Annotated in this window: 20 protein-coding genes; 6 read left to right on the top strand and 14 right to left on the bottom strand. The window is 62.8% G+C overall.

The annotated features are described in order from the left end of the window. Positions 1-23: 23 nt before the first annotated feature. The 5 genes from RNA01_RS15810 to gcvA form a co-directional block, all read right to left on the bottom strand. Positions 24-953 (bottom strand): sugar ABC transporter substrate-binding protein, encoded by a 930-nt coding sequence (locus RNA01_RS15810; protein ID WP_147181186.1) that lies wholly within the window; start codon positions 951-953, stop codon positions 24-26. Positions 954-1,315: 362 nt separating this feature from the next. Further along, positions 1,316-2,116 (bottom strand): TIM barrel protein, encoded by an 801-nt coding sequence (locus tag RNA01_RS15805; RefSeq protein WP_147181185.1) that lies wholly within the window; start codon positions 2,114-2,116, stop codon positions 1,316-1,318. 165 nt (positions 2,117-2,281) lie between these two features. Beyond that, the gene (locus RNA01_RS15800; RefSeq protein ID WP_147181184.1) at positions 2,282-3,496 is read right to left on the bottom strand and encodes a TIGR03862 family flavoprotein; all 1,215 of its coding nucleotides are present in this window, start codon (positions 3,494-3,496) and stop codon (positions 2,282-2,284) included. Between the two features lie 27 nt (positions 3,497-3,523). Next, positions 3,524-4,699 (bottom strand): aminotransferase, encoded by a 1,176-nt coding sequence (locus RNA01_RS15795; protein WP_147181183.1) that lies wholly within the window; start codon positions 4,697-4,699, stop codon positions 3,524-3,526. 17 nt (positions 4,700-4,716) lie between these two features. Further along, entirely contained in the window at positions 4,717-5,727 is a 1,011-nt protein-coding gene (gene gcvA / locus RNA01_RS15790) for a transcriptional regulator GcvA (RefSeq protein ID WP_147181182.1), read from the bottom strand. A gap of 172 nt (positions 5,728-5,899) precedes the next feature. Here gcvA and speB point away from each other — a divergent pair, with 172 nt between their 5' ends. From speB to RNA01_RS15765, 5 genes are all read left to right on the top strand, one after another. Continuing rightward, positions 5,900-6,955, top strand: coding sequence for an agmatinase (speB, locus tag RNA01_RS15785; RefSeq protein WP_147181181.1), 1,056 nt, complete (start codon positions 5,900-5,902; stop codon positions 6,953-6,955). An 85-nt stretch (positions 6,956-7,040) separates the two neighbouring features. Then, entirely contained in the window at positions 7,041-8,129 is a 1,089-nt protein-coding gene (locus RNA01_RS15780; RefSeq protein WP_147181180.1) for an ABC transporter substrate-binding protein, read from the top strand. 274 nt (positions 8,130-8,403) lie between these two features. After that, positions 8,404-9,438, top strand: coding sequence for an ABC transporter ATP-binding protein (locus RNA01_RS15775; protein ID WP_147181179.1), 1,035 nt, complete (start codon positions 8,404-8,406; stop codon positions 9,436-9,438). Beyond that, positions 9,435-10,289, top strand: coding sequence for an ABC transporter permease (locus RNA01_RS15770; RefSeq protein WP_147181178.1), 855 nt, complete (start codon positions 9,435-9,437; stop codon positions 10,287-10,289). The genes RNA01_RS15775 and RNA01_RS15770 overlap by 4 nt, the downstream gene beginning before the upstream one ends. Beyond that, complete coding sequence (locus RNA01_RS15765; RefSeq protein ID WP_147181177.1) at positions 10,286-11,086, top strand: ABC transporter permease; 801 nt, start codon at positions 10,286-10,288, stop codon at positions 11,084-11,086. The genes RNA01_RS15770 and RNA01_RS15765 overlap by 4 nt, the downstream gene beginning before the upstream one ends. Before the next feature lie 634 nt (positions 11,087-11,720). Here RNA01_RS15765 and mmsB read toward each other — a convergent pair. The 7 genes from mmsB to RNA01_RS15730 form a co-directional block, all read right to left on the bottom strand. After that, on the bottom strand, positions 11,721-12,596 hold the full coding sequence (mmsB, locus tag RNA01_RS15760; protein WP_147181176.1) for a 3-hydroxyisobutyrate dehydrogenase: 876 nt from the start codon (positions 12,594-12,596) through the stop codon (positions 11,721-11,723). 21 nt (positions 12,597-12,617) lie between these two features. Continuing rightward, the gene (locus RNA01_RS15755) at positions 12,618-14,213 is read right to left on the bottom strand and encodes a GMC family oxidoreductase (RefSeq protein ID WP_147181175.1); all 1,596 of its coding nucleotides are present in this window, start codon (positions 14,211-14,213) and stop codon (positions 12,618-12,620) included. A gap of 94 nt (positions 14,214-14,307) precedes the next feature. Continuing rightward, positions 14,308-15,219: a branched-chain amino acid ABC transporter permease gene (locus RNA01_RS15750; RefSeq protein ID WP_235916679.1), complete on the bottom strand. Its 912-nt coding sequence runs from the start codon at positions 15,217-15,219 to the stop codon at positions 14,308-14,310. Positions 15,220-15,310: 91 nt separating this feature from the next. Then, positions 15,311-16,198 (bottom strand): branched-chain amino acid ABC transporter permease, encoded by an 888-nt coding sequence (locus tag RNA01_RS15745; protein ID WP_147181173.1) that lies wholly within the window; start codon positions 16,196-16,198, stop codon positions 15,311-15,313. A gap of 4 nt (positions 16,199-16,202) precedes the next feature. After that, positions 16,203-16,904 carry an ABC transporter ATP-binding protein gene (locus RNA01_RS15740; protein ID WP_147181172.1) on the bottom strand — a complete coding sequence of 234 codons (702 nt, stop codon included), beginning with the start codon at positions 16,902-16,904 and terminating at the stop codon, positions 16,203-16,205. After that, entirely contained in the window at positions 16,904-17,683 is a 780-nt protein-coding gene (locus RNA01_RS15735; protein ID WP_147181171.1) for an ABC transporter ATP-binding protein, read from the bottom strand. Before RNA01_RS15735 ends, RNA01_RS15740 begins: the two co-directional genes overlap by 1 nt. 25 nt (positions 17,684-17,708) lie before the next feature. Beyond that, positions 17,709-18,911 (bottom strand): ABC transporter substrate-binding protein, encoded by a 1,203-nt coding sequence (locus RNA01_RS15730; RefSeq protein WP_147181170.1) that lies wholly within the window; start codon positions 18,909-18,911, stop codon positions 17,709-17,711. Between the two features lie 179 nt (positions 18,912-19,090). Here RNA01_RS15730 and RNA01_RS15725 point away from each other — a divergent pair, with 179 nt between their 5' ends. Then, entirely contained in the window at positions 19,091-20,023 is a 933-nt protein-coding gene (locus RNA01_RS15725; RefSeq protein WP_147181222.1) for a LysR family transcriptional regulator, read from the top strand. A gap of 4 nt (positions 20,024-20,027) precedes the next feature. Here RNA01_RS15725 and scpA read toward each other — a convergent pair whose 3' ends face one another. Both scpA and RNA01_RS15715 read right to left on the bottom strand, forming a co-directional pair. Then, positions 20,028-22,166, bottom strand: a complete 2,139-nt coding sequence (gene scpA, locus RNA01_RS15720) for a methylmalonyl-CoA mutase (protein WP_147181169.1) — start codon at positions 22,164-22,166, stop codon at positions 20,028-20,030. A gap of 646 nt (positions 22,167-22,812) precedes the next feature. After that, on the bottom strand, positions 22,813-24,819 hold the full coding sequence (locus RNA01_RS15715; protein WP_147181168.1) for an acetyl-CoA carboxylase biotin carboxylase subunit: 2,007 nt from the start codon (positions 24,817-24,819) through the stop codon (positions 22,813-22,815). Positions 24,820-24,822 lie beyond the last annotated feature (3 nt).

Raw genomic sequence — 24,822 nt, 5'->3', positions numbered from 1 at the left:
ATTCCTCTAGTTCCGAAGTGGGATCAGTTCTTGCTCTGGTAGTCCTTGAGGTTCTCCGTCGTGACGAGTTCGAAGGGGATGTAGACCTTCTTTTCGACGCTCTCGCCCTTGGCGATCTTTAGCGCCGCGTCGAGAGCGCCCTTGCCCTGACCGGCGGCGTTCTGGAACACCGTAACGTCAAGGTCGCCCGCCTCCATGGCGGCGAGCGCGTCCTGGGTGGCGTCGACACCGGCCACGACATAGTCCTTCATGTCCTTGCCGGCAGCCTTCAACGCCTGCGCAGCGCCGATCGCCATCTCGTCATTATTGGCGATGACGGCGTTGAACTCGAGCCCGCTCGACAGCCAGTTGGTCACCAGGTCGGCGCCCTGGGTGCGCTGCCAGTTGGCGGTTTGCTCTTCGACGATCTCAATGCCCTTGCAGCCGTCGGTGGCCATCACGTCATGAACCGCCTTGGTGCGCATGCGGGCGCCCTGGTTGGACAGTTCGCCCATCATGACGACGGCCTTGCCCTTGCCGCCGAGCAACCGGCAGACTTCCTGGGCCTCGAGCGTGCCGGCGACGATTTCCTCCGAAGCGACGAAGGACTGTTTGTCGGGCAGTTCGTTGACATTGACCGGCTCGCGGTTGACATAAACCAGCGGAATACCCGCATCGGCGGCGATCTTCGACATGGCCACGGTCGCATCGGTGTCGACCGGGTTGACGACGATCGCGTCGACCCCGGCGGCGATGAAGTTCTGGATCTGGCTCTGCTGCTTGGCGACGTCGTTTTGCGCGTCCTCAATCTGCAGCGTCACGCCGTCCAGGGTCTTGGCATAGTCCTGCATGCCGTTGCGCAGGACGGTCAGGAAGTTGTCGTCGAACAGCGCCATCGACACGCCGACGGTTTCCGCATGGGCGGCCGTGCTCAAAAGAACGGACATGGCGGCGCCCAGAATGAGCTTCTTCATGATATTTCCTCCTCAGATGGTGTCCGGCTCACCTTCTCCTGCCGGAGGCCGGCCTTTGACCGACCTGCACTCGCTCCGCGCTCCCGACGCGTCAGATAAACGGAATAAATAGACCGCTAATCCTTAAATGCGGATAATTTATTCCATTTTTTGATGAGCCCGTCAACGGACAGATGACCGCATCACGCAGATTTCGGCTATATGGCGGGAAGAGCGGGAGAAAATGGCGGGAGGCGGTGGAGGTGAAATGGAATTTCCATTCCATTGATTGTGTGTCGCCTCCCGAAGGAATGGGGCGCCAGAGCGCTTACAGCATGGCAGGCGGAGAGGATGGCATCCGGTTTGCAATGCTGCTTTGCGCCCTAAGCGGTCGCCCGGATATGGTCGATGCTCGTCCTCAGCGCGGCACCCGGATCAGTGAGAGTATGAACGCTACGGGCAAAGGGTTCGAAGGACAGGTGGCCCGCATACCCGGCGGCGCGGAGCGCGCCGATCTGACCGATAGTGCCGAGCCGGTCCAAAGCGTCGACCAGCGTCCGGTGGCTGTCCTGCATGGCGGCGGGCGACACATCCGGATCGGTGACACCGGATATGTGCACCAGCCCGGTGTGGTCGGGGAAGATCTGGCTCTCGCCGGCCAGATGATGGTGGAAAGTGTCGTGCACCAGCTTGAAGACGTTGCCGCCGACGGATTCGATCGCATCCACTGCCTCCCGCTTGGAACGCAGCGAGCAAATCTCGAAGCCGAGCGGCTCCACCAGGCCAGTGATCCCTGCGTCCTCAAAAAGTGGTTTCAGTTCCGTGAGCGCCAGCCGCAGGCTCTCCTGCCGCACGCCATTTTCGCGGCCGGATCCGTCGTTCGTTGGTACGAGCACCAGCGCATTGGCGCCGCAATCACGGGCATAGGCAAGCAGCGAGCGCGCCTCCCGGGCACGTGCCTCGCTCCAGGCGTTGAAACGTTGTAGCGCATTGATCGAGATGATCTCGATGTCGCGCTCTTCGGTCAGTCTCCTGATTGTCGTGGCCGGTGTGCCGTCGAGAATGGCGTTGTCCGCCAGATCGTTGCGGATCTCGACGGCCTTGATGCCGAGCGAGAGTGCAAGGTCGAGAAAGTCTGCGACTGGCATGGCCGGCGCGGTCATGTAATTAAGTGCGAATTTCATCGGCTTTTGTTTCCTCCCGGCAGCGCCTGATCGTGCTGCCCTCGCACGCGTGAGCGTAGGCCGGTGTCGTCGCCGGGTCAAAGCGTCAGCGCTGGCTAACCAGCGCAGACGCGCAACGAACCAGCCCGACGCCGCCCGGTCGGCGCCTTTGCATCTGTGGCGGCGTTAGCCGCCCTTCGCCAGCCAGGTTTCAATGCCGTGGGCCACGCTCCTCCCGCTCGCCAGGCAGGCTGTCAGCAGGTAGCCTCCGGTCGGTGCCTCCCAATCCAGCATCTCGCCGGCGACGAAGGTGCCGGGCAAGGCCTTCAGCATCAGGTTTTCGTCGACGCTGTCGAAAGTGATTCCGCCGGCCGACGAAATCGCCTCGGCGATCGGCCGAGGGGCGACGACGGGCAGGGGCAGCGCCTTGATGGCTTCGGCAAGACGCGGGGCATCAAGCTGGCTGGCGTCCGAAACCTGCTCCCTCAACAGAGCCGCTTTCACGCCGTCGAGGCTAGCGCCTTTTCTCAAGCGGTTGGAAAAGCTCGCCTTGGCATCCTGCCGTTCGAGATCCCGCGTCAGCCTGTCGATGGTTCGGCCGGGTGCGAGGTCGAGAACGAGGTTGGCCGTACCGTCCTTTTGCAGCGCGTCCCGCAAGGCGCTGGCATGGGCGTAGATCAGACTGCCCTCAATGCCGTTGCGGCTGATGACGAACTCGCCTTGGGTGGTGCCAGCGGCGCTGGTTGCCGTCACCGACTTGACCGGCTCTCCGGCAAAACGTTCGGTGAAGGCTTCGGAGAAAGCGCAGTCGAAGCCGCAATTGGCGGGTCGGAACTGGGCGACATCGACGCCCTGCGCCTGAAGCCAGGGAACCCAGACCGCGTCCGACCCGAGCTTCGGCCAGCTCGCCCCGCCAAGTGCCAGCAGCACGGCGTCGGCCTGAACCGTCTCTTGCCCGTGCGGTGTGTCGATCCGGCAGGCATTGCCGTCGAAGCCGATCCAGCGGTGGCGGGTGAGGATTCTCACACCCTGCGCCTCCAGTCGTTTCAGCCAGGCGCGCAGCAGCGGCGAAGCCTTCATGGCCTTCGGAAAAACCCGTCCCGAGGTGCCGGTGAAGGTTTCGGTGCCAAGACCGTCGGCCCAGTCGCGCACGTCCTGCGGAGTGAAGCCGTCGAGCATCGGGCGGAGCCACCGGGCTGCCGCCCCAAAGCGTGCGACGAAGCGCTCATAGGGCTCGGAATGGGTGATGTTGAGCCCGGACTTGCCCGCCAGCAAAAACTTGCGGGCAACGGTCGGCATGGCCTCGTAGACTGTGACAGCATGGCCGGCATGTGACAGCTGTTCGGCGGCCATCAGGCCCGCCGGTCCTCCACCGATGATCGCTATGCGCCGTGCGGTCATATGCATCCTGCTCCCCGTCGTGCCGGTTCAGCTGAGCGTGAAGCCGGCTAGCCGCCCGCGCAGCGAGGCGATGGTCGCGCTGTCGGCATTGGCGAAGGCGAACCGCAGGTAATTCTCCTGCCCCTCGCCGAAATAGGCGCCCGGAATGCAGACGACGCCCGCCTGCTTTGCCAGTCTTTCCGCCACTTCCGCCGAAAGCGTGCCGGCGAACGGGTGGCGGATGAAGGCGAAATAGGCGCCGATGGAATCCATCTTCCAGTCCGGAAGCTCGGCCATGACGGCGCGCAAGGTATCGGCGCGTCTGGCGATCTCCGCGCGGTTGGCGTTGCGCCAGTCTTTCAGCGCCGGAATGGCGCGGGCAATCGCCGCTTGCGGTGCGCGCGGCGCGCAGATCTGCAAGTTGTCCATCACCTTGGCGATCTCGGCGACGGCCTTCGGACCGGCGGTCACTGCGCCCAGGCGATGGCCGGGGATGCAGAAGGACTTGGAGAAGGAATAGAGCAGGATCAGGTTGTCCTCCCAGCCCGGCACCGACAGCAGGTCATGCGGGCGCTCGCCTTCCGGCAGGAAGTCGCGATAGGTCTCGTCCAGCATCAGCCAGGCGCCGGCGTCACGGCAAGCCGCGAAGATCTCGCCGAGCAGGCCGGCCGGATAGACCGCGCCGGTCGGATTGTTCGGCGAAACCAGCCCGAGCGCCTTGACGCCCGTTGCGAGGATCTTGCGCACCGCTTCGATGTTGGGAACGAAGCCGTTCGCCGGATCGAGCCACAGCAGGCGGCGTTCGATGCCCATCATGGCGAGCGTGGTTTCCTGATTGAAGTAGTAGGGGTCGGTCAGGGCAACCGCATCGCCCGGCCCGGCAATCGCCATAGCGGCGGCCATGAAAGCCTGGTTGCAGCCGGATGTGATGTGGATGTTCGCAGCTTTGACCGTTGCGCCATAGATGTCCGTCATCTCGGTCGCATAGGCCGTCCGCAGGTCCGCTTCCCCCTCGATCGGTCCGTAGCCAGCATAGGCGCGGGATGAGGCTGCTTCGCCGAGCCAGGTCAGCATGTCTGGATGCGGAGGATAACCTGGAACGGCCTGGGATAGGTCGATCAGCGGGCCGCGGGCGCCGTCATAGGCCCGGGCCCAGGCGAAGACGGAAGGCACCGGTGGCGGGGAGAGGCGGTTGATCAGTGGGTTGAAAGCGGATGCGGGCATGGTCTTACTCGTCTGTTTCAGGAGGTCGTTTCGGCGTTTGCGCCGGGATGGGAAATGTCGGATTTAAGGGCTGGCTGGGTCTTGGCGGTCCTTGGCGTGCGGCTGCGGTTCGCTTGGCGGATCACCGGACTCGTTTGCGAACTACGCTCGTTTTCCAGCGTGGAGAACAGCCAGTCGATGAAGACGCGGACGATCGGTGCGGTGCGCAAATCGTTGCGGGTCGCGACATAAAAGGCGTTGGTCGCCGGCACCGACAGGTCGAAGGGGATGACCAGCTCGCCGGCGGCGATCAGGCTCGACGCGGTGATGCTGTCGCCAAGAGACACCCCCTGTCCATGACGGGCGGCCTCGGTCGACAGTCGCGCATCGCTCATGAAATGCTGCCGCCCGCGCGGCACGTCGAGTTGATCGGCGGCGGCCAGCCAGGTGTTCCATTCCCGGCCATCGTCGCCGTGCAGCAGTACATGGTCGCGCAGGTCGCGGATTGAGCGGAGCGGCCGGGAATTGAGGAGTGTGGGCGATACGACCGGGAATAGTTGCAGCGTGCTCCACAATCGCGTCCAGCAGTCGCGCCAGCCGCCGGGGCCGTAGAGAATGGCAATGTCGATGTCGGGCGAATGGATGAGGTCCGCGTCATTGCTTGAGGTCAGCGTCAGGCTGATCTCCGGATATTGCTCGGAGAAGCTGTTCATCCGCGGGATCAGCCACAGCGACAGCAGTGCCGGCACGCAGGATATACGCAGTGAGCCGCTGGTCGAGGGTCGGTTCATCAGCGCGGTGGCGGCCGCAATGCCGTCGAAGGCGGAGGACACTGCCGGCAGCAAAAGCGCGCCCTGTGGAGTCAGCTTCAACCGCTTGCCGCCGCGCTCGAACAGCGCCGCCTTCAGCGTTTCCTCGAGCGTCTTGATCTGGTGGCTCACCGCGCCATGGGTGACGTTCAGCTCACGCGCGGCGGCTGAAATCGAGCCGCGCCGGGCCGCAGCCTCGAAGGCGCGGAGCGGATTGAGCGGCGGCAAACGGTTCGACATCGGGTTTTTGCTTTGTGAATTTTTCTCACAACGATTGCTATAACATCGTGAATTGCATTTCCATAGGCTTTGCGGATTAATGCTCACATTAAAGGCAGGTCGAAGGTCTGCCGCATAAACAGTCGTTGCGCGATCGGAGTGCCTGTCGTGCTGATGCGAAAAGGGTGAAGTCATGACGTTCGACGAAAAGAAGCTTGCTGACCTGCGTGCCAAATTTGGTGGTGACAATGCCGGCGAGATTTTCGATCCGAAGTTCGCCAAGGTTGGCGAGAAGATTTTCCAGGGCGGCACGCGCGCAGCACCTTACGCTGGTGTGCCGACCTTCCTTTCGGCGCCGCACCGGCCGGTCGACCCGCAGAACCCGGATTTCGGCGATCTGCAGGTGGCGATCGTCGGCGTGCCGATGGACCTTGGCGTGTCCAACCGTCCGGGCTCGCGCTTTGGACCTCGCGCCTTGCGGGCCATCGACCGCATCGGCCCCTACAACCATGTGCTCGACTGCGCACCGATTTTCGACCTCAAGGTTGGCGACATCGGCGACGTGCCCTTTTCCAGCCGCTACCGCCTGGAACTCAGCCATGAGGACATCGAACGGTACATGACGAAGATCGTCGAAGCCGGCGTCCTGCCGCTTTCGGTGGGGGGTGACCATTCGATCAGCCAGTCGATTCTGAAGCCCATCGCCAAGAAACATGGTCCGGTTGGCCTCGTCCACATTGATGCGCACTGTGACACCGGTGGTCCGTTCGACCAGTCGAAGTTTCATCATGGTGGCCCCTTCCGTAATGCGGTTCTGGATGGTTCGCTCGACCCGAGCCGCACCATCCAGATCGGTATCCGTGGTCCTGCCGAATATCTGTGGGAGTTTTCCTATGAATCCGGCATGACGGTGATCCATGCCGAGGAGGTCACTGGCCTTGGTATGCCTGCCATCATCGAAAAGGCGAAGAAGATCATCGGCGACGGCCCGACCTATCTCTCCTTCGACATCGACAGCCTTGATCCGAGTATCGCGCCGGGCACCGGCACGCCGGAAGTCGGTGGTCTTTCGTCGCGTGAAGTGCTCGAGCTGATCCGCGGCCTCAAGGGCATGAACCTCGTCGGCGGCGATGTTGTGGAGGTCGCTCCGCAGTATGATGCGACCCACAACACGGCCCATGCCGGCGCGCAGGTTCTCTTCGAAATCCTCAGCCTGATGGTCTATAGTCCGGCGATCAAGGGTCGCTGAACGACTGGAATTTTGTCCGGGGCAGCGCTATCAGCGCCCCGGATCGGACTTCATGATAACCAACGAAGACAAGGGAACACGACCAATGAAGAAAATTCTGAATGCTTCCGTCAGCCGCCGCGGCGTGCTGGCCGGCTCGCTGGCAGGCGCCGGTATGCTCGCCATGCCGTCGATCCTTCGTGCCCAGGACAAGTCGCTGAAGGTTGGCGTCTACGGCGGCTACTTCAAGGATTCGTTCGACAAGAATATCTTCCCCGAATTCACCAAGGCGACTGGCATCGCTATCGAATCCATCGCCGAGCCGACCGGCGAAGCCTGGCTCGTGCAGCTTGAGCAGGCAGCCAAGGCCGGCCAGGCTCCGGCTGACGTTTCGATGGTGTCGCAGGTGTCGATGCTGAAGGGCCAGTCGACCGAGCTCTGGGCACCGCTCGACACGGCGAAGATCAAGAACGCCTCGAACCTGATCGACCGTTTCGTCAACAAGTATCCGGACGGCCGCATCGCCGGTATCGGCGCCGTTGCCTGGTACATCACGCTTGTCACCAACACTGACGTCTACAAGGAAGCGCCGACCTCGTGGGCAGCCCTTTGGGACCCGGCGAACGAAGACAAGCTTGGCCTGCTGGCGCTCGTCTCCAACTCCTTCCTGCTCGAAGTGACGGCCAAGACCTATTTTGGCGGCACCAATGCGCTCGACACGGAAGAGGGCATTCTGAAAGCTTTCGACAAGCTGGCTGAAGTCAAGCCGAACGTCCGTCTCTGGTATCGTGACGAAGCCCAGTTCGAACAGGCGCTGAAGTCGGGCGAAATCCCGATGGGGCAGTATTACCACGACGTCACCGGCCTTGCCGCCGCCGACGGCAACCCGGTTCGCTCGACCTTCCCGAAGGAAGGTGGCATCCAGGATTCCGGTTGCTGGGCGCTGTCGCGCGCCTCGGAGAAGACCGAAGAAGCCCATGTCTTTATCGACTACATGTGCCAGCCGTCGATCCAGGCGATCCTGTCGCGCAAGGTCGGCACCGCCCCGACGGTCAAACGCGATCTGCTCGACCTGACAGCCGAGGAATTCGCCGCCGTGTCTTCCGACATCGAGCCGATCACCCCGCGCTACGACCTCTACCAGACCAAGTCGGACTGGTTGAACCAGAAGTGGACCGAGCTGATCGTCGGCTGAGCCTGATGATTGCCCCCATCCCGTCCCTATCCGCACAAGTGTGAGGGGGACGGGAAGCGGGGCGGCCTATCGCCTTCTCCCCGCTGGCGGGGAGAAGTACCTGGCAGGGCGGACGAAGGGCAAGGGCCCAGCGTCCGCTTTGATGGGGGATGAAGAAAATTCCCCGCTTGAGCCCCAAAGACGACAGCACGACGATCACGCCTCTTGATGGGGGGACGCTGTCGGGGCAGACAGGGACGAAAATCCCATTACCCGTATTTCTGACGGAGACATGATGTCCGGACTCATTCTCAACGGTGTCACCAAACAGTTCGGCCCTTTTACGGCCGTCGACCAGGTGCAACTGACCGTGCCGCACGGCACCTTCGTCTGCATGCTCGGACCGTCCGGCTGCGGCAAGACCACGCTGTTGCGGATGATCGCGGGGCTTGACCTGCCGACGGGGGGCGAAATCGTGCTCGACGGCGAGGACATCACCCGGGTGCCCACCCACAAGCGCAATCTCGGCATGGTGTTCCAGTCGCTGGCGCTCTTCCCGCATCTGACCGTCGGCGAGAACATCGCCTATCCGCTCAGGATCCGTGGCATCGGTCGCGAGGAGCAGGTCAAGCGGGTCGAGGAGCTGCTAGTGATGATCCATCTTCCCGGCTATGCCGACCGTCCCGTCACCAAGCTTTCCGGCGGTCAGCGCCAGCGTGTGGCGATCGCCCGGGCGCTTGCCATTTCTCCGAAACTCTTCCTGCTCGACGAGCCGCTCTCGGCGCTCGACGCCAAGCTGCGCGAGGCGATGCAGGTCGAATTGCGCAAGCTGCAGCAGCAGCTCGGCATTACCACCATCGTCGTCACCCATGACCAGCGCGAGGCCATGACCATGGCCGATACCGTCGTCGTCATGAACGGCGGCAAGATCCGCCAGGCGGCGAGCCCGATTGAGATTTATCGTAAGCCGGCCGACCGCTTCGTCGCCGACTTCATCGGCTCGACCAATCTCCTGCCGCTCTCCGTCGAAGCCGGGCGCACCCTTGTGCTCGGGCAATCGGTCGAAGGCTTCACGTCATCGCTGGCGCAAGGGGCTGCCAGCCTGTCCGTCCGGCCAGAAGACATCCATCTGTCGGCGCCAGGGGAGGGGCGGCTTTCCGGCCGGGTCACCTTTATCCGTGACCTTGGCGGCACGATCGAAACCTTCATCGACGTCGCCGGTACGGAGGTCATCGCCGTCTCGACCCCGCGCGAACGCCCGGTGGTCAATGTCGGCCAGGAGGTCGGTGTGGTCATCGATCCGCTCACCGCCGTGGTGCTTGCCGCATGAGACGCGAACCGCCCCAGAAAGCGCTCGACTATGCGCCTCTCGCCTTTCCGGCGGGCATGTTGATCCTGTTCTTCGTTGTGCCCTTCGGCACGATGATCGCCGTCTCCTTTTTCCAGCGCAATCCTGCCGGCTTCTATTCACCGGCTTTCGTGCTCGACAATTACGCCCGCTTCCTCAGCCCGTTCTTCGCCGGTGTTCTCGGTTTTTCGCTGATGCTGGCGATTTCGGTTGCCGTTGTCTGCGTCGTGCTGGGAATACCCTTTACCTATCTGCTCGCACGCATGTCGCGCCGGGCGCAGGTGCTCTGGCTTGTTGTGCTTCTGTCCATCCTGTCGCTCTCCGAGGTCATCATCGGTTTCGCCTGGTCGACGCTCTTTTCCCGCACTGCCGGCATCACCAACCTGCTGGTGATGATCGGGCTGATGGACAAACCGGTGGCGCTGATGCCGAATTTCGGCGCGGTGCTGACGGGCATGGTTTATCAGGCGCTGCCCTATACCGTGCTGGTTCTTTATCCCGCTCTGGTACGGCTCGATCCGACGCTGACGGAAGCTGCCCGCACGCTCGGCGCCTCACCGACCCGTGCCTTCTTTACCGTTGTCGTTCCGGCGCTCCGCACCACAATCCTGGCGACGCTGATCATGGTCTTCATCTTCGCGCTCGGTTCTTACCTGCTGCCGCAGATCCTCGGCCGGCCGCAGCACTGGACGCTTTCCGTGCTGATCACCGATCAGGCGATCTACCAGTCTAACATGCCGTTCGCAGCCGCCATGGCGGTCTTCCTGGTGCTGGTCACGCTTGGCATGGTTGCGCTGACGCTGTTCGTCGGCCGGAAGGGAGAGATGGCATGAACACCGTGCTCACACGCATCTATTTTACCCTGATCGGCATCTTCCTCGCGGCGCCGATCGTGGTTGTCGCCGGCGTTTCGGTCAACGAGAAGCAGAGCCTGACCTTCCCGCCGCAGGGTTTCTCCCTGTCGTGGTACGGTGCGATTTTCACTGATCCGGGCTGGCGTTCGGCCTTTTTCGCCTCGGTCATGCTGGCGTTTGCCGCCGCGGCACTGGCTGTCGTCATCGCCCTGCCGCTGTCATGGTTCCTGTGGCGGCGCATCGCGCCCTGGGCGAATATCTTTCAGGTGCTCGGCATCGCCCCCTTCACTCTTCCGCCGGTCATCACGGCGCTTGGGCTTCTCACATTCTGGGCGGCCAGCGGTTTCTACGGCCAGCCCTGGACAGCGGTCATTGGACACGCGATTTTTTTCGTGACCCTGCCGCTGGTCACGCTGTCGCTCGGCTTTTCGGCGATCGACCGCTCGCTGGTCGAGGCGGCTGCCACCATGGGCGCCGACGACAGGACGATCTTCCGAACGGTCGTCCTGCCGCTGATCCGGCCCTATCTGGTCTCCGGTTTTGCCTTCGCGTTCGTCCTGTCGCTCAATGAATATATCGTCGCCTACATGACGGTCGGCTTCACCATGGAGACGCTGCCGATCAAGATCTTCAACGCGTTGCGCTACGGCTACACGCCGACCATGGCCTCGGTGTCGATCCTGTTCGTCGCGGTCGCGGCCCTCGTCTTCGGTCTGGTGGCCCGCTTCGGCGACCTGCCCAAGCTGCTCGGCGCCATGGCGACCGACGATCGTTGATCCAGGTTGTCCCCCGGCGCCGGAATTCGTTCCGGCGCCTTGTCACAGGTTAACGAAAATGCGGCGGAGAACCTTCTGCATTTACCATTCGTTCAGTTTTCCGTCCTAACTCTTGCATCGTTCCGGTACGGAACTCCGCACATGATGTGGCGGATGATGCAAAATGGGGATTGAGGCACATGACGTGCACAACAAGGTTCGCGACTATTGCGAACGCAAACGAGTTTCTGACAGCACGGCCTCCGTGGGGCTCCACAGCGCCGAAGGCGTCTGTCGATAGATCCACGACATTTTGGACCTTCGCCCGCCGCGAATTCCGACCGATCCGTCTTCGACATCCGGCCATTGGCGGACATGCGCGCGCCTTCACCGCGGCGCGCCCGTCCGCCACAGCGCATCCGCGCTTTTCAAGGTTCAGATAGTCACCGCCCTCGGTCCCAGCCCCCTGGGACCGACGCGATGCCTATCGCAGCCGTTCCGCCACCCCATGCCGGACGGCCCATGACCTCGATAGGCATCGTGGGAGGAGTACGGCACACCCCACCCCCCTAGAGTCGTACTCCTCCACAGTTTGCATGAAAAAACGGCCGACGGAACTGTTTCCGTCGGCCGTTGTGTGCTCAGGAAGTTATCTCTAGCCGCGCAGCATCTCGATGATCGCCGAGAAGTCGCGTCCACCATGACCCTGCTTGTCAAACAGGTCGAACAGTTGGGCCGCCTCCGCGCCGAGCGGTGTGGCCGCGCCGGCGGCGAGCGCCGCTTCTTGCGACAGCTTCAGGTCCTTTAGCATCAGTGCCGCGGCAAAACCCGGTTTGTAGCCGTTGTTGGCCGGAGAGGTCGGCACGGGTCCCGGAACCGGGCAGTAGGTGTTGATCGACCAGCACTGGCCGGATGAGGTCGAGGCGACGTCGAACAGCGCCTGATGGCTCAGCCCCAGTTTCTCGCCGAGCGCGAAGGCTTCGCAGACGCCGATCATCGAGATACCGAGAATCATATTGTTACAGATCTTCGCGGCCTGACCGGCGCCGTTGCCGCCGCAGTGGACGATCTTCTTGCCCATGGCTTCGAGCAGCGGCCTGCCCTTGGCAAAGGCGTTCTCAGCGCCGCCGGCCATGAAGGTAAGTGTTGCCGCAGCAGCCCCGCCGGTGCCGCCGGAAACCGGGGCGTCGAGCGACAGGCAGCCTGCGCCCTCTGCCAGTTGATGAGCCTTGCGGGCGCTCTCGACGTCGATTGTCGAGCAATCGATCAGCAGCGTGCCGGCCTTTACCATCGAGACGAGGTCGCCCCAGACAGACAGCACATGCGCGCCCTTCGGCAGCATGGTTACGACGGTCTCTGCGTCAGCAACCGCCTCGGCGGTCGAGGTGGCCGGGGTGACGCCGGACGCAGCGACCGACTTTAGGATCTCGGCCGAGAGGTCGAAGCCCTTCACGCTGTGTCCCGCCTTGACGAGGTTGGCGGCCATTGGTCCGCCCATGTTGCCGAGTCCGATGAATGCGATATTGGCCATGTGACGTCTCCTGTGTCTGCGTCAGCGGTTGTCCGCCAGGATCATTTCCGCCGCCTTTTCAGCGATCATGATGGTTGGCGAATTGGTATTGCCCGAGGTTATCGTCGGCATGATCGAGGCGTCGGCGATGCGCAGGCGTTTCAATGCCCGCATCCTGAGGCGTGGATCGACCACGCTCTGGTCGTCAGACCCCATGCGGCAGGTGCCGACCGGGTGGAAGATCGTTGTGCCGATGTCGCCAGCCGCGCGCACCAGATCCTCGTCGGTTTCGTAGGCCGGGCCGGGCTTGAACTCCTGCGGATTGAAGCAGGCGAACGACGGCTGCCGGGCGATCTTGCGGGTCAGTCTGATCGCCTTGACCGCGACGTCGCGGTCGGCCGGCGCGGTCAGATAGCGCGGTGCGATCTCCGGCTGGGCGGAGAAGTGGGGAGCGGTCGCATGGACTGTGCCACGACTTTCAGGCCGCAGGTTGCATACACTCGCGGTCACGGCCGGGAAGGGGTGGACCGGCTCGCCGAATTTCTCCAGTGTCACGGGTTGGACGTGATATTGCAGGTCCGGCGTCTCCTTGTCCGAGCCGGAGCGGGTGAATATGCCGAGCTGGCTCGGCGCCATGGCCATCGGACCGGAGCGCTTCAGCAAATATTCCAGGCCGATTGACGCCTTGCCGATCAGGCTCGAGGCCTTTTCGTTAAGGGTCGGGACGCCGGTCACCTTGAAGGCGAGGCGGAGCTGGAGGTGGTCCTGGAGATTTTCACCAACGTCGCGAACCTCTTTGACCACGTCGATACCGGCATTGTGCAACACGTCGCCGCGACCTACGCCGGAAAGTTCGAGGATATGCGGTGAGCCGATCGCGCCGGCGCAAAGAACGGTTTCGCGTTTCGCCGAGAAACGCTTGACCATGCCGTCGTGCTGCACCTCGACGCCGGTCACGGCGTCACCCTCGATCACCAGACGCTTGACATGGGCCTTGGTCAGCACTGTCAGATTGCCACGCTTGACGGCCGGGCGCAGGAAGGCTTTGGCGGTGTTCCAACGGATGCCGGAGCGCTGGTTGACGTCAAAATAGCCGGACCCTTCGTTGCTGCCGCGGTTGAAGTCGGCGGTCTCGGGAATGCCGGCTTCCTTGGCCGCCTGCTGGAAGGCTTCGAGTACCGCCCAACGGACGCGGGCCTTTTCCACCCGCCATTCACCACCGGAACCGTGCATGTCGTCAGCGCCTTTGTAGAAGTCCTCGGACTTGCGGAACAGCGGCAGGACGTCGTCCCAGCTCCAGCCTTCACAGCCCATCTGGCGCCACTGATCGTAATCATGGGCCTGGCCACGCATATAGATCATGCCGTTGATCGACGAACAGCCGCCCAGCACCTTGCCGCGAGGATAGCTCAGGGCGCGACCGTTGAGTCCGTCTTCCTTGGCGGTGGTGAAGCACCAGTCGGTGCGTGGATTGTTGATGCAGTAGAGATAGCCGACGGGGATGTGGACCCAGTGATAGTTGTCGCTGCCGCCGGCTTCGAGCAGCAGCACGCGGGTCTCCCGATCCGCAGCCAGGCGATTGGCCATGACGCAGCCGGCTGTACCGGCACCGATAACGATATAGTCGTAGCTTTCCATGTCTCACCCCGAGGGACGCCGTTCCCGGCCCAGGGGCCGAGAATTGTCAGTTATTAAATTCAGTCACTGTTTTGTCGTGGCAGTCGCCGACGTCTCAGACGCGGTGGTCGAAGCCGAGTTTGCGTCCGATCCACGATCCGTAGAATTCCCCCACTAGGCCGCGTCGGAAGAGCAGCACGCAGACCATGAACACGACGCCGGTTATGACTGTCACCGGGAAGTCGGAGGTCGCGAGGAAGTTCTGGAGCGCGACGACCAGACTGGCGCCGAAGATCGGGCCGATGATGGTGCCGATGCCGCCGAGCAGGGTCATCAGAACGACTTCCCCCGACATTTGCCAGGTGACGTCGGTCAGCGTGGCGAACTGGAAGACCAGCGCCTTGATGCCGCCGGCAAGACCGGCCAGCATCGCCGACATGACGAAAGCGCCGAGTTTGTAATGCACCACCGAGTAGCCAAGCGAAATGGCGCGGTTCTCGTTCTCGCGGATCGATTTCAGGATCATGCCGAAGGGCGAGTTGATGAAGCGCCAGATGACGGCCATGGCGATCAGAAAGGTCCCGAGGACGAAATAATACATGTTCAGCGAGACCGAGAGGTCGATGAAGCCGAAGAGATGGCCGCGTGGCACCGACTGGATTCCGTCCTCGCCATGGGTGAAGGGTGCCTGGAGACAGAAGAAGAAGAACATCTGCGCCAGCGCCAGCGTGATCATGGTGAAGTAGATGCCTTGGCGGCGAAGGGCGATCAGACCGATGAGCAGGCCGAGAACGGCGGCTCCTGCCATGCCGATCAACAGGCCGATCTCCGGCGGCACACCCCATTCCTTGACCGCATGGGCGGTGAAATATGCTGCCCCGCCGAAGAAGGCGGCGTGGCCGAAGGAGAGCAATCCGGTATAGCCGAGCAGCAGGTTGAAGGCGCTGGCGAAGAGGGCGAAGCACAGCAGCTTCATGACAAAGATCGGATAGATCAGGAAGGGTGCCGCGAGCAGCAGGACCAGCATGATGCCGAGCAGTCCGTAGCGCAGCAGCGAGGCCTGGGGATGGGTGGAAACGGTGTTTACGTCCGAAACGGCGGTTGCATGGTGGGACATGTCAGACATCCTTCCCGAAGAGACCTGCCGGACGCAGGAGCAGTACGATTGCCATGATGACGAAGACCACGATGTTGGAGGCTTCGGGATAGAAGACCTTGGTCAGTCCTTCCGCGATGCCGAGCATGTAGCCGGTGACGATCGCGCCCAGGATCGATCCCATGCCACCGACGACGACGACGGCGAAGACGACGATGATGATGTTCGTTCCCATCAGCGGCGAGACCTGGTAGATCGGCGCCGCCAGAACCCCGGCGAAGGCGGCGAGTGCGCTGCCCAGAGCGTAGGTCAGCGTCAGGAGCAGCGGCACGTTGATGCCGAAGGACTGGACGAGCACCGGGTTTTCCGTCGCTGCGCGCAGATAGGCGCCGAGCTTGGTCTTTTCGATCAGCAGCCAGGTCGCCAGGCAGGCGAGCATGGACAGCACAACGACCCAGCCGCGATAGATCGGCAGGAACATGAAGCCGAGATTGACGGCTCCCTGAAGCTGTGAAGGAGCCGGGTACGGTTGGCCGGAGGCACCGAAGAAATAGCGGAATGTGCCCTCGATCGTGAGCGCCAGGCCGAAGGTGAACAGCAGGCCGTAGAGATGGTCGAGCTTGTAGAGTCTGGACAGCATGGTCCGTTCGATGGCGGCGGAGAACAGGCCGACCAGGATCGGCGAGGCGACGAGCGCCACCCAGTAGCTGGCGCCGCCTTTGGTCAGCAGCAGCAGGGCGACGAAGGCGCCGAGCATGTACTGGGCGCCATGGGCGAAGTTGATCACGCGCAGCAGGCCGAAGATGACCGCGAGGCCGAGGCTGAGAAGCGCATAGAAGGAGCCGTTGATCAGGCCGATCAGCAGCTGGCCGAACAAGGCCTGAACGGGGATGCCGAAAATCATTGTCATCGTCTCAGACCCCCAGAACCTTGTTGAGCATTTCCATGCGCTCGGGCAGTTCGCCGACGGGGAATTGGGCCACCATCTCGCCATGGTCCATCAGGTAGAAGCGGTCGGCGATCTTGGAGGCGAAGCGGAAATTCTGTTCGACGAGGACAACAGTCATGCCGCGTTCCTTGAGCTTGACCAGAACCTCGCCGATGCGCTGGATGATGACCGGGGCAAGGCCTTCGGTGGGTTCATCAAGCAGCAGGCAGCGCGCGCCGGTGCGCAGGATGCGGGCCATGGCGAGCATCTGCTGCTCGCCGCCGGATAGCTTGGTGCCCGGGCTGTTGCGGCGCTCCTGGAGATTGGGGAAGAGTTCGTAGATTTCCTCGAGGCTCATCCCGCCCTTGGCGATCACTGGCGGCAGCAGGAGGTTTTCCTCGACCGAGAGAGTGGCGAAGATGCCGCGCTCTTCCGGCACGAAGCCGAGACCGGCACGAGCCGTCTTGTGCAGCGGGATTGACATCATGTCCTGGCCGGCGAAGGTGACTTCGCCCGAACGTTTGCGCAGGATGCCCATGATCGTTCTGAGAGTGGTGGTTTTGCCCATGCCGTTACGGCCGAGAATACAGATCATTTCGCCTTCATTGACGTAGAGATCGACGCCATGAAGAACGTGGCTTTCGCCATACCAGGCCTGAAGCCCGGCAACATTGAGAAGCGGTGCCATTAGTCCTCCGTGCCCATGTAGGCGGTGCGCACCCGCGGGTCCTGGCTGACGTCGGCGTAATCGCCTTCGGCGATGATTTCGCCGCGTTGCAGGACGGTGACGTGGTGGCAGATGTCGGCAACGACAGAGAGATTGTGTTCAACCATCAGAACGGCGCGGTGGCGGGCGACCTCGCGGATGATGTCGGCCACCATGCGCACGTCTTCCTGCCCCATGCCGGCCATCGGCTCGTCGAGCAACAAGACTTCCGGATCAAGCGCCAGGGTGGTGGCGATTTCCAGTACGCGCTTGCGTCCGTAGGACAGGTCGCCGGCCCGAGTGTCACGGTAAGGCGTCAGCCCCAGCTCGTTGATCAGGACGTCCGCCCGGCCGTTCAACCGGTCGAGCGAAGAAAGCGGCAACCAGAACTGGACCGCCAGTTCATTGGGGCGTTGAAGGGCGACGCGGACGTTTTCAAGCACGGTCAAGTGCGGAAAGACCGCCGAGATCTGGAACGATCGCACCATACCCATACGCGCGATCTTGTCGGGCCTGGTTCTGGTGATGTCGGTTCCGAGAAGGGTGATCTTTCCCCGGGTCGGTTGCAGGAACTTGGTCAGGAGGTTGAACACCGTCGTCTTGCCCGCGCCGTTCGGCCCGATCAGCGCATGGATACGGGCATGATGGACGTCGAGGTTGACGTTGTTCACGGCGGTGAAGCCGAAGAAATCCTTGCCAAGACCGCGGGCGGAAAGGACCACCCGCGGCTCGTCCTGCTGTTGCACAGGATCTTTGTTCATCTATTCGTCCGCACTCTTTTGTTGCTTACTTGACCAGGGGGCAGCCGGACTTGGCCGGATCCATGAATGCCTGGTCGCCCGGGATGGTCGCGAGGACGTTGTAGTAATCCCACGGGATGTCGCTTTCGCCAGGCTTCTTGACCTCCATGAGGTAGACGTCATGGATCATGCGGCCGTTGGCGGCGACCTTGCCGCCCTTGGCGAAGAGGTCGTTGACCGGGAGTTCGTGAAGCTTGGCGGCAACTGCTTCGGTTTCGTCGGTGCCGGCGGCCTCGACGGCCTTCAGGTAGGAGGTGACGGCGGAATAGGTGCCGGCATGAACCATGTTCGGCATGGCGCCGGTGCGCTCGAAGAAGCGCTTGCCGAAGGCACGGCTTTCGTCGTCGCGGTTCCAGTAGAAGGCTTCGGTCAGGGTCAGGCCCTGGGCGGCTTCAAGTCCGAGGCCGTGAACTTCGGCAAGGGTGAAGAGCAGGGCCGCGAGACGCTGGCCGCCAGCGACAATGCCGAATTCAGCCGCCTGCTTAATGGCGTTCTGGGTGTCCATGCCGGCATTGGCGAGGCCGACGACCTTGGCGCCGGAGGACTGGGCCTGCAGTAGGAACGACGAATAGTCGGTGGTCGCCAGCGGATGACGCACGGCGCCGAGTACCTTGCCGCCCTTGGCCTTGACGACGTCGCCGGTGTTTTCTTCAAGCGAATAGCCGAACGCGTAGTCCGCGGTCAGGAAGAACCAGCTGTCGCCGCCCTGGTCGACGATGGCGCCACCGGTGCCGACGGCGAGCGCATGGGTGTCATAGGCCCAATGGAAGCCGTAGGGGGTGCACTGCTTGCCGGTCAGGTCGGTGGAGGCAGCGCCGGTGTTGATGGTGATCTTCTTCTTTTCGTTCGACAGTGCCTGGACAGCGAGACCGACAGACGAGGTGGTCAGCTCCATGATGGTGTCGACCTGCTCGGTGTCATACCACTGGCGGGCGATGTTGGAGGCGATGTCCGCCTTGTTCTGGTGGTCGGCGGTGATGACTTCGACCGGGACGCCGAGCACCTTGCCACCGTAATCTTCGACCGCCATCTTCGCGGCCTCGTAGGAGAACTTTCCGCCGAAGTCGGCGTAGACGCCGGACTGGTCGTTCAGGATGCCGATCTTCACCTTACCGTCGGATGCGTCGGCAAGCGCGGCGGTGCTGCTTGCCAACAGAATGGCCATGGACGCAATGAGCTTGTTTCGCATTTTGATCTCCTCCCAGAGTGCAGGTCGCGAACCTGTTCAAAAATTGACGATCCGTCCTCCTCAGAACGGCATGTCAGTGGGCATGATCCCGGAAAGCATCGGTTGACGCAAGCGCAAGGCTTAACTAATTGCAAACAGGGTCTGTTCATTTTTGAACAGAGGGAGAGGCCGTGAGCAATATGAACTTCACCTGGGACGATCTGCAATTCTTCCTCGCCGTGGCGCGCACGGGACAGCTGTCGACCGCGGCGAGGCAGCTACGTTCCAGTCATGCGACGGTCTCTCGACGCATCGACCGGCTGGAGTTCGCCCTGAAGGTCAAGTTGTTCGAGCGCAACCCGCGGGGCTACGTGCTGACGACGATGGGCCAGCGTTTCGTCGAGACCGCGGAGAAGATCGAGCAGGAGACCGAGCGGCTTCAGGCCGATCTCGCCGGCGGTGCGGTCGGGCAGCGCGGTGTCGTCAGGCTGTCGGCTCCGGAGGGCTTTTCCAACTTCTTCTTCACGCACGCCTTGCCGGACTTCACGGCGCGGCATGCGAGCATCTCGCTCGAGCTGGTGACGATCCAGCAGATCATGGCGCTATCGCGCAAGGAGGCGGACGTCGCCGTCGTTCTCGATCCGCCGAAGGGCGGGCCGTATTTCACCGAGAAGCTCACCGATTATCACCTGAAGATCTACGCGACGGGTGACTATCTCGCCAGGCGAGGCGAGCCCAAGGCGCGCGACGAACTGCTCCAGCATGCTTTCATCGGCTATATTCAGGATATGATCTTCGCGCCGGGGCTGGACTATCTTGGCGACATCCATCCGCGAATCCGGCCGCATTTCCAAAGCTCGAGCATTTTCGCCCAGCTAACCGCGACGCGCAGCGGGCTGGGGCTTTGCGTCCTGCCGATCTTCATCGCCGAACGTTATCCGGAACTGCAGGTGGTGCTGGAGGACGAGATCGACCTCTGCCGCCATTACTGGATCGCCTGTCATCACGACCTGCGGCAGGTGGCGCGGGTGAGGACCGTGATCGAATTCCTGCGCGGCGTGGTCAGCGCCAATGCCGCAGCCTTTACCGGACGCCCTGAATTGGGGCGTCCGGCGAGCCAGACTGTGCGCTGACGTCTCAGGCGTTGCGCAGGCGACCCTCGATCAGGTCAAGCACGGTGCGGGCGGCTTCCAGCACGTTGGTGCCGGGGCCGAAGACGGCCGAGACGCCGTGCTGCATCAGGTAATCATAGTCCTGGCGCGGAATGACGCCGCCGACGACGACGATGACATCCTTGGCGCCCCTGGCCTTCAACGCTTCGACCAGTTGCGGAGCGAGCGTCTTGTGGCCGGCGGCCAGCGACGACATGCCGACGACCTGAACCTTTTCGGCGACCGCCAGATCGGCGGCCTCTTCAGGCGTCTGGAACAAGGGGCCCGCGACGACGTCGAAGCCGATGTCGCCAAAGGCCGAGGCGATCACCTTGGCGCCGCGGTCGTGGCCGTCCTGGCCGAGCTTGGCGACCATGATGCGCGGCTTGCCGGCCTTCTTCGCATATTCGTCGAGGCGGCCGGACAGCATCTGCATTTCCGGGTCGCCCTCATAGGCCTTGCCGTAGATGTCGTGCACGACCTTGGGCGTCGCGGCGTGGTCGCCATAGACGACCCGCATGGCGTCCGAAATCTCGCCGACGGTGGCGCGGGCGCGGGCGGCGTCGACGGCGGCTTCCAGGAGATTGCCCTCGCCGGAACGGGCGAATTCGGTGATGCGGGCCAGCGCCGTTTCGACCGCCTTCGGGTCGCGCTGGCGACGGGTCTGCTCGATCCGCTTGATCTGCGAGGCGCGAACGGCGGTGTTGTCGATGTCGAGGATGTCGATCGGCTCCTCGTTCTCCAGGCGGAACTTGTTGACGCCGACGATGACTTCATCACCCTTGTCGACGGCGGCCTGACGACGGGTCGCGGCTTCCTCGATCAGGCGCTTGGGCAGGCCGTCATCGACCGCCTTGGTCATGCCGCCGAGGCTTTCGACCTCCTCGATCAGCGCCCAGGCCTTTTCGGCCAGTTCGTTGGTCAGGCTTTCGACATAGTAGGAGCCGGCCAGCGGATCGACGACCTTGGTGACGCCGGTCTCGTTTTGCAGGATGAGCTGGGTGTTGCGGGCGATGCGGGCCGAGAATTCGGTCGGCAGGGCGATGGCCTCGTCGAGCGCGTTGGTGTGAAGCGACTGGGTGCCGCCCAGCGCCGCCGACAGCGCCTCATAGGCGGTGCGGATGACGTTGTTGTAGGGATCCTGTTCCTGGAGCGAGACGCCCGACGTCTGACAGTGGGTGCGCAGCATCAGGGAGGAGGCCTTCTTCGGCTCGAATTCCTGCATGATGCGGGTCCACAGCAGGCGTGCGGCGCGCAGCTTGGCGGCCTCCATGAAGAAATTCATACCGATGGCGAAGAAGAACGAGAGGCGACCGGCAAAGGCATCGACGTCGAGACCCTTGGCGAGCGCGGCGCGAACATATTCGCGACCATCGGCCAGCGTGAAGGCCAGCTCCTGCACCAGCGTCGCGCCGGCTTCCTGCATGTGGTAGCCGGAGATCGAGATCGAGTTGAACTTCGGCATCTCCTTGGCCGTATACTCGATGATGTCGGCGATGATGCGCATCGAGGGTTCCGGCGGGTAGATGTAGGTGTTGCGGACCATGAACTCCTTGAGAATGTCGTTCTGGATGGTGCCGCTGAGCTTGTCGCGGGAAACGCCCTGTTCCTCGCCGGTGACAATGAAATTGGCCAGGATCGGAATAACGGCGCCGTTCATCGTCATCGAGACGGAGATGTTCTCCAGTGGGATGCCGTCGAACAGGATCTTCATGTCCTCGACACTGTCGATCGCCACACCGGCCTTGCCGACGTCGCCGACGACGCGCGGGTGATCGCTATCGTAACCGCGGTGGGTAGCGAGGTCGAAGGCAACCGAAACGCCCTGCTGGCCGGCGGCGAGCGCCTTGCGGTAGAAGGCGTTGGATTCTTCCGCCGTGGAGAAGCCGGCATACTGGCGGATGGTCCAGGGCCGGCCGGCGTACATGGTGGCGCGCGGACCGCGGACGAAGGGCGCGAAGCCGGGCAGGGAACCGAGATAGTCGATGCCGGCGAGGTCATCGGCCGTGTAGAGCGGCTTGACGTCGATGCCCTCGGGCGTGTGCCAGGTGATGGTTTCGACCGGACGCTTCAGCTCCTTCTCGGCCAGAGCTTGCCAGTCCTTGATGGTTTTTTCGCTCGACATCCCAAATTTCTCCTGCGCCTTTAACCACGCGCGCGAGGGCCGTGGCTTTGAAAACTCCGAAGTCGGACGGGGCGCCGGAGCTGCCTCGATTGACTTTTATAAAACCGGCACCTTCCGGCGCCCCGTTCAGCGGTTTTTATCCGCAATTCGGTTCCTCTACACGGCCCTGGCACCGGCTTTCACCGGTGTCACTTCGGGTGGTCCGGACCGAACCTGCCGATCCTTGCCCCGGTTATTCTTCTTAGGCGTCCGATGTTTCACCGGACGCCGGCCGCTTGGGTGCCGCACAGGCACACCGCTTGTTCAGCGAGGGGAACCTGTCTGCAAACCCCCGATACGACTTTTGCGTCTCTTCCTCGCATCGGGCGCCGGCTGCTTCTCGCTGCGACGCCTCGCAGTGTATCCGAAAAAGCAACGACACCATCATGACATCGCGCAAGCCGCTGGGGACGATTGGCCCGTGCCGAGCCTGAAAACACTGGAAAAACGATCATTGTTTTCCCCGTTTTAACCCCCTCTGGCCATCCGGCCATCTGCCCCACAAGGAGGGAGAGGACACGCGGCTGGCTGGCCATATCGTATCTCCCCGCTGGCGGGGAGATACCTGATCGTTCTTCTTCCCGTCGGGGAGAAGAGGCCGTGAAGCTTATTCAAATTCCATGATCAGGCCGTCGACAGCCAGGCTTTCGCCGGCCTTGACCGCGATCTTCTTGACCACGCTGCGCTTCTCGGCCTTGAGGATGTTCTCCATCTTCATGGCCTCGACGGTGGCAAGCGACTGGCCGGCTTCGACCTGGTCGCCTTCCTGGACCGCGATCGAGGTGATGACGCCCGGCATCGGGCAGAGCAGCATCTTCGACGTGTCGGGCGGCAGCTTGACCGGCATCAGGTGGGCAAGCTCGGCCACGCGCGGCGAGCGGACGCGAACGGTCACATCCATGCCGCGCCAGCGCAGCCGGATCGCCGGGCCGGCGAGGTTGATCTTGACGCCGACATCCTCGCCATCGACGTGGAAAATCGTGTGGGTCCGGCCCGGGAGCCAGCCGCCGGTGACAGCGCATTTTCCACCATCGGCAAAGGCGATGGTCGTGCCGTCGACACTGGTCGAGATCGTCACCGGGAACTCGTGGCCGGCGAGCGTCACCACCCAGTCCTTGCCGACCTTACGCGGATGGTTGCCGATGGTGCCGGAAATGGCCACCGCACGATCCTGAAGCGTCTGGTTGATGAGGGTGGCAATCGCCGCAAGCTTGCGGGCCGCCGCCTCGTCGGGCACGACCCCGGTGAAGCCGTCCTTGAACTCCTCGGCGATATAAGCGGTGGTGATCTTGCCGGAGCGGAAGCGCTCCTGCTGCATCACGGCCGAGAGGAAGGGCAGGTTGTGGCCAATGCCTTCGACCTCGAAGTTGTCGAGCGCCTTGCTCATGGCGTCGATCGCCGACAGGCGATCGGGCGCCCAGGTGCAGAGCTTGGCGATCATCGGGTCGTAATACATCGAGATCTCACCGCCGTCATAGACGCCGGTGTCGTTGCGCACGATGGTGCCGTCGTCCTGAACGCCCTCCACCGGCGGATGATAACGGGTCAGTCGACCGATCGACGGCAGGAAGTTGCGATAGGGATCTTCGGCATAGAGGCGGCTCTCGATCGCCCAGCCATTGAGCTTGACGTCGCTTTGGCCGAAGGCGAGCTTTTCGCCGGAGGCGACACGGATCATCTGCTCGACGAGATCGAGGCCGGTGATCAGTTCGGTGACCGGGTGTTCGACCTGCAGGCGGGTGTTCATCTCGAGGAAGTAGAACTTGTTCTGCTTGCCATCGACGATGAACTCGACAGTGCCGGCGGAATGGTAACCAACGGCCTTGGCCAGCGCCACGGCCTGTTCGCCCATGGCCTTGCGGGTCGCCTCGTCGAGGAAGGGCGAGGGGGCCTCCTCGATGACCTTCTGGTTACGGCGCTGGATCGAGCATTCACGCTCGCCAAGATAGAGCACGTTGCCGTGCTTGTCGCCGAGCACCTGGATTTCGATGTGCCGCGGCTCGGTGACGAACTTCTCGATGAAGATACGGTCATCGCCAAACGAGTTCTTCGCCTCGTTCTTCGACGACTGGAAGCCTTCGCGGGCCTCCTCGGCGTTCCAGGCGATACGCATGCCCTTGCCGCCGCCGCCGGCCGATGCCTTGATCATCACCGGGTAGCCGATCTGGTCGGAGATCTTCACCGCCTCGTCAGCGTCGGCGATCAGGCCCATATGGCCGGGAACGGTCGACACGCCGGCTTCGGCCGCGAGTTTCTTCGAGGTGATCTTGTCGCCCATGGCCTGGATGGCGTTGACCGGCGGGCCGACGAAGGTGACACCTTCCTTGGCAAGCGCATCGGCGAAAACGGCGTTTTCCGACAGGAAGCCGTAGCCCGGATGGACCGCGTCGGCGCCGGTCTGGCGGATCGCCTCGAGGATCTTCTCGATGACGATGTAGGACTGGTTGGATGGCGCCGGGCCGATGTGGACGGCCTCGTCGGCCATCTTCACATGCAGGGCATCCCGGTCGGCGTCGGAATAGACGGCGACGGTCTTGATGCCCATCTTCTTGGCGGTCTTGATGACCCGGCAGGCGATTTCACCACGGTTGGCGATCAGGAGTTTGGAGATCATGGC

This window comes from Paenirhizobium naphthalenivorans (genome assembly GCF_007992095.1).
In the GTDB taxonomy this organism is placed as follows: domain Bacteria; phylum Pseudomonadota; class Alphaproteobacteria; order Rhizobiales; family Rhizobiaceae; genus Allorhizobium; species Allorhizobium naphthalenivorans.
Note: the sequence above shows the minus strand (reverse complement) of the source record. Positions and strands in the feature narration are given on the sequence as shown.